Annotated in this window: 7 protein-coding genes; 5 read left to right on the top strand and 2 right to left on the bottom strand. The window is 70.5% G+C overall.

What is annotated here, in order from left to right:
* Nucleotides 1-911 (bottom strand): ABC transporter substrate-binding protein (locus tag AOK08_RS04455; protein ID WP_241826822.1); only part of this gene is annotated, 911 nt, incomplete at its 3' end.
* 287 nt (nucleotides 912-1,198) lie between these two features.
* Here AOK08_RS04455 and AOK08_RS04450 point away from each other — a divergent pair.
* Genes AOK08_RS04450 through AOK08_RS04435 form a run of 4 tightly spaced genes read left to right on the top strand, consistent with a single transcriptional unit; the run spans nucleotide 1,199 to nucleotide 5,074 of the window.
* Entirely contained in the window at nucleotides 1,199-1,489 is a 291-nt protein-coding gene (locus AOK08_RS04450) for a hypothetical protein (RefSeq protein WP_055523833.1), read from the top strand.
* A gap of 20 nt (nucleotides 1,490-1,509) precedes the next feature.
* Nucleotides 1,510-2,346: a hypothetical protein gene (locus AOK08_RS04445; protein ID WP_055523831.1), complete on the top strand. Its 837-nt coding sequence runs from the start codon at nucleotides 1,510-1,512 to the stop codon at nucleotides 2,344-2,346.
* Complete coding sequence (locus tag AOK08_RS04440) at nucleotides 2,346-4,286, top strand: fumarate reductase/succinate dehydrogenase flavoprotein subunit (protein ID WP_055523829.1); 1,941 nt, start codon at nucleotides 2,346-2,348, stop codon at nucleotides 4,284-4,286. The genes AOK08_RS04445 and AOK08_RS04440 overlap by 1 nt, the downstream gene beginning before the upstream one ends.
* A gap of 8 nt (nucleotides 4,287-4,294) precedes the next feature.
* Nucleotides 4,295-5,074, top strand: a complete 780-nt coding sequence (locus tag AOK08_RS04435) for a succinate dehydrogenase/fumarate reductase iron-sulfur subunit (protein ID WP_198539106.1) — start codon at nucleotides 4,295-4,297, stop codon at nucleotides 5,072-5,074.
* On the opposite strand, the gene AOK08_RS04430 is transcribed toward AOK08_RS04435, so the two are convergent.
* Entirely contained in the window at nucleotides 5,071-5,379 is a 309-nt protein-coding gene (locus AOK08_RS04430; RefSeq protein ID WP_055523827.1) for a hypothetical protein, read from the bottom strand. The two genes, AOK08_RS04435 and AOK08_RS04430, sit on opposite strands and share 4 nt — an antisense overlap.
* Nucleotides 5,380-5,542: 163 nt before the next feature.
* On the opposite strand from AOK08_RS04430, the gene AOK08_RS04425 reads away from it, so the two are divergent.
* The gene (locus AOK08_RS04425) at nucleotides 5,543-7,126 is read left to right on the top strand and encodes a hypothetical protein (protein WP_241826821.1); all 1,584 of its coding nucleotides are present in this window, start codon (nucleotides 5,543-5,545) and stop codon (nucleotides 7,124-7,126) included.
* Nucleotides 7,127-7,226 lie beyond the last annotated feature (100 nt).

The raw sequence follows: 7,226 nt of genomic DNA, 5'->3' as shown, positions 1-7,226 counted from the left end.
GCCGGGCCCTGGAGGGGGGTGGGCTTGCCGCGCGCGGCGAGCACGATGCGCTCGGCCTCGGCGGGGTCGATCTCGGCGACGTCCACCTTGCCGTCGGCGAGCGCCTCGGCGCGCTTGTCGCGCGGTACGGCGTGCAGCACGATCCCGTCGAGCCGGGGGGCACGCCCCCACCAGCGCGGATTGCGCACGAGGACGACATCGCCGTCCGCCTTGGCGACCTTCTTGAGGTTGAAGGGCCCGGCGGTGACCTTGAGCTTGCGCCGCGCCCCGTCGTTGAAGGAGTCCGGGGTGCCCATGACCTCCTTGGGGTACAGGGGCGAGAACAGCGACTTCCAGTCGGCGTAGGGCCGGCCGAAGGTGACCTTGACCTCCAGATCGTTCGCCCCGCGCTGCACCGTCTCGATGCGGTCGTACCCGGCGTTGCGGGCGGTCCAGTACGCGGAGTCCTTTCCGGACAGGGCACGCCACTGGGCGGCGAAGTCGGCGGCGCCGATCTCCCGGCCGTCGCTCCAGACGGCCTGCTGGTTCAGCTTGTAGAGCACGACCTGCTTGGGCTCGGTCTCGACGACCTTGGCGGACTCCAGGAAGTCCGCGTTGCGCTGGGGCCGACCGTTCGCGTCGAGCCGGTACATCGACGGCAGCACGGCCTGCGCGACCCGGGTGGTCGCCGCGTCGGCGTCCGCCTGGAAGGTGTTGAGCGTCTCCGGTACGGCGTCCACGGCCCAGCGCAGTGTGCCGCCGTCGGCGAGCAGGGCGCGGGCGGCGGGCGCGATGTCCTGCCCGGCGAGCGGCTTGCTGTGTTCGTCCTGGTCACCGCCGCACGCGGTGAGCAGGGGCACGGCGAGCACGCCGGCGGTGAGGAAGGCGACCGAGCGCGTGACCGCGCGCAGTCCGACGCCGTGGTGGGACATCTCTGTTTACCTCCGGAAGGCGCGGGCGTTATGATCACTTTTGGCGCGATATATGGAGTTGATCGCATCTATCCGGCCACTGAAGAGGAAAGGGTTCGGCAACGGGCGGCGACACGGCGACGACAGCCGGGGAGCCCACCCGTGCGGCGCAGCGCACCGCGGGATGCATCCGTACGCCTGGGCCAATCGGTGCACATCCCTTCCCACCGACAGGTGTGACGCGCAACACTCGCAGGCGCATGAACGTTGCCGTCCAAGGCCCCGGCCTACGGAAGTGAGGTCACGTCATGTCCGTGAACGACGAACTGGCGTCCATCCAGCGCAGCCTCGACGACCTGTTGCGCTCGGTGGGCCGCCTGGAACAGCAGATCGGCAAGGGCGGCCTGGAACTGCGCCGCCTGCGCAGCGACGCCAACCATCTGCGCGAGAGCCTCGCGCTGCTCCGTGAGACCGCCCCCGGGCTCGCGCAGTCCCGGCGCCCCGACCTCGTGTCGATGTCCGACACCCCGTACGACAACACGCTGTGGACCGACTCGGACGACGAAGGTCTCGGCGCCCGCGACCGGCACGCCCCCTGAGAATCCGACCGGAGCTCTCCTTGGCCACTGGTACCGAACCACCGGACACGGACCCCCATCCGAAGAGCGGCGGCGTACGGACCCCCACGCGCGCCGCCATCGACGCCCCGCATCTGCGGACCGACCGCTGGTGGCTGGCGCCCGCCGCCACGGCGGCCGGTCTGCTGGCGTTCATCGTGTACTCGACATGGCGGGCGTTCGCCAACGCCGACTACTACGCGGCGCCGTACGTCTCGCCGTTCTACTCGCCCTGTCTGGCGGACAACTGCGCGACCATGCGGCACGGCCCCAACGCCGATCTGTTCGGGAGTTGGTGGGGCATCTCGCCCGCGATCATCATCCTGGTCTTCCCGCTGGGCTTCCGCCTGACCTGCTACTACTACCGCAAGGCCTACTACCGCGGCTTCTGGGCCTCCCCGCCCGCCTGCGCGGTGGCCGAGCCGCACAGGAAGTACACGGGCGAGACGCGCTTCCCGCTGATCCTGCAGAACATCCACCGTTACTTCTTCTACGCGGCACTGCTGGTCGCCGGAATTCTCACCTACGACACGGTCTTGTCCTTCCGCGACGAGCACTACAACTGGGGCCACATGGGCCTCGGCACCCTCGTCTTCCTGCTCAACATCACGCTGATCTGGGCGTACACGCTCTCCTGCCACTCCTGCCGGCACATCGTCGGCGGCAAGCTCAAGCACTTCTCCAAACACCCCGTGCGCTACCGCGCCTGGCAGTGGGTCGGGAAGCTGAACGCCCGCCACATGCAGCTCGCCTGGGCGTCACTGGTGAGCGTGGCGCTCGCCGACTTCTACGTGTATCTGGTCGCCTCCGGCGCTTTCGATGATCCGAGGTTTTTTTGATGTCCGTGGTCGACCGGCAGGAGTGGGACGTCGTCGTGGTGGGCGCGGGCGGCGCCGGGCTGCGCGCCGCCATCGAGGCACGCGAGCGTGGCGCCCGTACGGCGGTGATCTGCAAGTCCCTGTTCGGCAAGGCGCACACGGTGATGGCCGAGGGCGGGATCGCCGCCGCCATGGGCAACGTGAACTCGCACGACAGCTGGCAGGTCCACTTCCGCGACACCATGCGCGGCGGCAAGTTCCTCAACCAGTGGCGGATGGCCGAGCTGCACGCCCAGGAAGCCCCGGACCGGGTCTGGGAGCTGGAGACCTGGGGCGCCCTCTTCGACCGTACGCGCGACGGCCGGATCTCCCAGCGCAACTTCGGCGGCCACGAGTACCCGCGCCTCGCGCATGTCGGCGACCGCACCGGACTCGAACTCATCCGCACCCTCCAGCAGAAGATCGTCTCCCTCCAGCAGCAGGACAAGAAGGAGACCGGCGACTACGAGTCCCGGCTGAAGGTCTTCCAGGAGTGCACGGTCACCCGGGTGCTGAAGAGCGGTGAGCGGGTGACCGGCGTCTTCGCCTACGAACGCGAAACGGGCCGTTTCTTCGTCCTCGAAGCCCCTTCCGTCGTCATCGCGACCGGCGGGATCGGCAAGTCGTTCAAGGTGACGTCGAACTCGTGGGAGTACACCGGCGACGGCCACGCGCTGGCGTTGCTGGCCGGGGCGCCGCTGCTCAACATGGAGTTCGTGCAGTTCCACCCGACGGGCATGGTCTGGCCTCCGTCGGTGAAGGGCATCCTCGTCACGGAGTCGGTGCGAGGCGATGGTGGCGTCCTGCGGAACTCCGACGGAAAACGCTTCATGTTCGACTACATCCCGGACGTCTTCAAGGAGAAGTACGCCCAGTCGGAGGCCGAGGGCGACCGCTGGTACGAGGACCCGGACAACAACCGCCGGCCCCCTGAACTGCTCCCCCGCGACGAGGTGGCCCGCGCCATCAACTCCGAGGTCAAGGCGGGCCGCGGCTCCCCGCACGGCGGAGTGTTCCTGGACGTGTCCACCCGTATGCCCGCCGACGTCATCCGGCGCCGACTGCCGTCCATGTACCACCAGTTCAAGGAGCTGGCGGACGTCGACATCACCGCGGAGGCAATGGAGGTCGGGCCCACCTGCCACTACGTGATGGGCGGTATCGCGGTCGACTCCGAGACCGCCGCCGCACGCGGGGTACCGGGGCTCTTCGCGGCCGGTGAGGTAGCGGGCGGCATGCACGGCTCCAACCGGCTTGGCGGCAACTCCCTCTCCGACCTGCTGGTGTTCGGCCGCCGGGCGGGCCTGCACGCGGCCGAGTACGCGAACTCGGCCGCCGCCCGCCCACCCGTGGACAACGAGCAGATCGCCACGGCGGCGGCGGAGGCCCTGCGCCCCTTCTCGGCGGAGGGACCGGCCCCGGGCGTGGCAGGCGGGCGCCCGCCGGAGAACCCGTACACCCTCCACCAGGAACTCCAGCAGACCATGAACGACCTGGTCGGCATCATCCGCCGCGAGGCCGAGATGGAGCAGGCGCTGGAGAAACTGGCCGAGCTTCGGGTACGGGCCCGGCGCGCCGGCGTCGAGGGGCACCGCCAGTTCAACCCGGGCTGGCATCTCGCCCTGGACCTGCGGAACATGCTGCTGGTCAGCGAGTGCGTGGCCCTGGCGGCGCTGGAGCGCACCGAGTCGCGCGGCGGCCACACCCGTGAGGACCATCCGGTCATGGACCGCGAGTGGCGCAACGTGAACCTGCTGTGCGCGCTCTCCGATCCCGCCGGCGAACTGACGGGCACGGACCCGGCGACCGGCCAGATCGCCCTCACCCGCGAGACCACCGACCCCGTCCGCCCCGACCTGCTCGCGCTCTTCGAGAAAGAGGAGCTGGTCAAGTACCTCACCGACGAGGAGATGTACGAGTGAGCAGCAGCGTGAGCAGCGATGTGAGCAGCAGCTACGAGGCCCGCTTCAGGGTGTGGCGCGGTGATGTGAGGGGCGGCGGGCTCAAGGACTTCACGGTCGAGGTGAACGACGGCGAGGTCGTCCTCGACATCATCCACCGGCTCCAGGCGACCCAGGCCCCCGACCTCGCCGTCCGCTGGAACTGCAAGGCGGGCAAGTGCGGTTCGTGCTCGGCGGAGATCAACGGGCGGCCCCGGCTGCTGTGCATGACCCGGATGTCGGTGTTCACCCGCGAGGAGACGATCACCGTGACTCCGCTGCGGGCCTTCCCGGTGGTCCGGGATCTCGTCACCGACGTCGGCTTCAACTACGCCAAGGCCCGCGAGGTGCCGTCCTTCGTGCCACCGGAGGGCGTGGGCCCCGGTGAGTACCGGATGGCACAGGAGGACGTGGACAGGTCGCAGGAGTTCCGCAAGTGCATCGAGTGCTTCCTGTGCCAGGACACCTGCCATGTGGTCCGCGACCACGAGGAGAACAAGCCCGCGTTCGCCGGACCGCGCTTCCTGATGCGCGTCGCGGAACTCGACATGCATCCGCTGGACGCGGCGGCGGAATCCGGCCTGGACCGCAAACGCACCGCCCAGGACGAACACGGCCTCGGCTACTGCAACATCACCAAGTGCTGCACCGAGGTGTGCCCGGAGGGCATCCGCATCACGGACAACGCGCTGATCCCCTTGAAGGAACGGGCGGTCGACCGCAAGTACGACCCGCTGGTGTGGCTGGGCTCGAAGATCAGGAGGCGTTAGTCGACGCGCTCCCGCGCACCCAGCGACTGGATGTAGCCGCCCGCCAGCATCATCAGGAAGAAGACACCGAACGCGACGTCGCCGAGGACTGGAGGGCCGTCGAACATGCCCCGAGCGGCGCCCGACACCGTCATCATCAGCAGCAGGCTCAGGCCGAAGAGCATCGTTCCGTAGCCCCACAACTTGGCTCTCGGAGTCCGCTTTCGCAGCCACGGCGGCAGCCAACCGGTCAGGGCCGCCACCGCACCGATCACGACCTGAACGGCCAGCAACAGCGCGGCCGCTCCATAGATCAACCAGTGCATCCCCGTCCCCTTCGAACACGCCTCCGAATACCCTACCCATTACTCCTCTCCCACCACCCTTGCCCCACCCCGGTCGCGCGACCGCGATCACCCCCATACGCTCACAAATGTGACGCCCTCCCTTCCCAGGGGCCGGCCGCGGCGAGCCGCCTCCCACATACGCGTGCGCGTGGCGCACACCGCGCTCGGCGGGGTGATCGGCGTGCTGTGGCTGGTGCTGCCCGGGTTGGCGGTGGACGAGGCGGATCACGAGGGTCACGCGGTCGCCGTGTCGGTGGTCGGCAGCGCACCCGCCCTGCCCAATGCCTCCGAGGACCCTGACACCTCCGCCTCGCAGGCCGAGAGTTCCGCCGGCGATCTGGTCCTGCCCCTCGTGGTGGCGGGCGTGGCGGTCGCGTTGGGCGCTTACGGCTACGTCCGCCGCACACGTCGCGCCAGGACCCGTACGACCCCTACGACTCCCGCCGCCCTGCCTCCGGTAGCGCGGGCCACGACCCCCGAACTCGACCGGCAGGCCCGTAAGTCGCTGGTCGCGGCCGACGACTGTGTACGCACCAGCCGCGAGGAACTCGGCTTCGTGGCGGGGCTGCTCGGGACCGACGCGGTCGCGCCGTTCACGGAGGCCGTGCGCGGCGCCGAGGCCGAACTTTCGGCCGCCTTCCAACTGCGCCAGACGTACGACGACAACCCGTCGGACGCCTCCCGGGGCGCCCTCGACGAGATCGTCGCCCGGTGTGTGGACGCGGGGCGGCGGCTGGACGCGGAGGCCGCCGGCTTCGACCGGCTGCGCGCCCTGGAGCGGGACATGAACGGCGCGCTCAGACACGCCGAGGTGCGCTTCCGGGAACTGACCGGCCGTACGGGAGCCGCCGAGGCCACCCTCGTCGACCTCGGCGAGCGGTACACGCCCGCCGCCACCCACCCCGTCTCCGGCCAGGTCGAACAGGCCAAGGACCGGCTGGTGTTCGCCACGACCGGGCTCAACCGGGCCCGGCAGTCCACCGATCGGGGCGAACCGGACAGGGCGGTGCTGCATCTACGGGCCGCCGAGGGCGCGATCGCCCAGGCCGAGGTGTTCCTGGACGGCGTCGACCGCCTCGCGTCCGCCCTGGCCGCCGCCGCACAGGCGGTTCCGGACCTCCTGGACGAGGTGGAGGCAGCGGTCGTGGAGGCGCGGGAGCAAGTGGACGCGGGCGGGACGACCGACATGCCCGTCGGTGCGCTGGAGGGGCATGTCAGCCGCGCCCACGCCACGCTGACCGCCGTACGGGAAGAGGCCGCCGCCGGCCCCTACGACTCCCTGGACGCCCTACGGCGGATCGCGGCGGTGGCCGCGCCTCTCGGGACGGTGCCCGGTGCCGTACGGCTCGCCGCGCGCTGCGCCACCGACGCGGCCGACGGGTTCGTCAGCACGCACCGGGGCGCGGTGGGCGCCGAGGCCCGGACGCGGCTCGCGGAGGCGCGCCGGCTCCTGGACCGGGACCCGGCGGAGGCCGACGCCTTCGCACTGCGGGCCCGCAAGCTGGCCGAGCGGGACGTCCGCGCGCACGGGAATCCGTACGGCGGACGGCCCGAGCAGACGAACGGGATCGCCGGGGCGGTCCTCGGCGGAATCCTGCTCGGCGACCTGCCGGACGCACCGGCCGAGGCACTCACCGGCGGCGCCCCGGCTTCGTTCGGCGGCCCCGCCACACGCGCGAGGCGGGGTCTCACCGCGCCGCGTAAGAACTCACCGGGAACCCCGTAAGAGGGCCTGAGCGGGCAGGGTCGACGGCGGGCGAACGAAGAAAAGGCCGCAGCCCCCTTGATGGGGCCGCAGGCCCCCTCAAGGGGCGCGGGGAACTGCG

The organism is Streptomyces graminilatus (assembly GCF_001418565.1).
In the GTDB taxonomy this organism is placed as follows: Bacteria; Actinomycetota; Actinomycetes; order Streptomycetales; family Streptomycetaceae; genus Streptomyces; species Streptomyces graminilatus.
This window is presented reverse-complemented; position numbering and strand designations above follow the sequence as displayed.

Excerpts from the sequence above, each read along its gene's own strand:
- AOK08_RS04450 (WP_055523833.1), top strand. The coding sequence starts at position 1,199 with ATGTCCGTGAACGACGAACTGGCGTCCATCCAGCGCAGCCTCGACGAC.
- AOK08_RS04440 (WP_055523829.1), top strand. The coding sequence starts at position 2,346 with ATGTCCGTGGTCGACCGGCAGGAGTGGGACGTCGTCGTGGTGGGCGCG.
- AOK08_RS04430 (WP_055523827.1), bottom strand. The coding sequence starts at position 5,379 with ATGCACTGGTTGATCTATGGAGCGGCCGCGCTGTTGCTGGCCGTTCAG.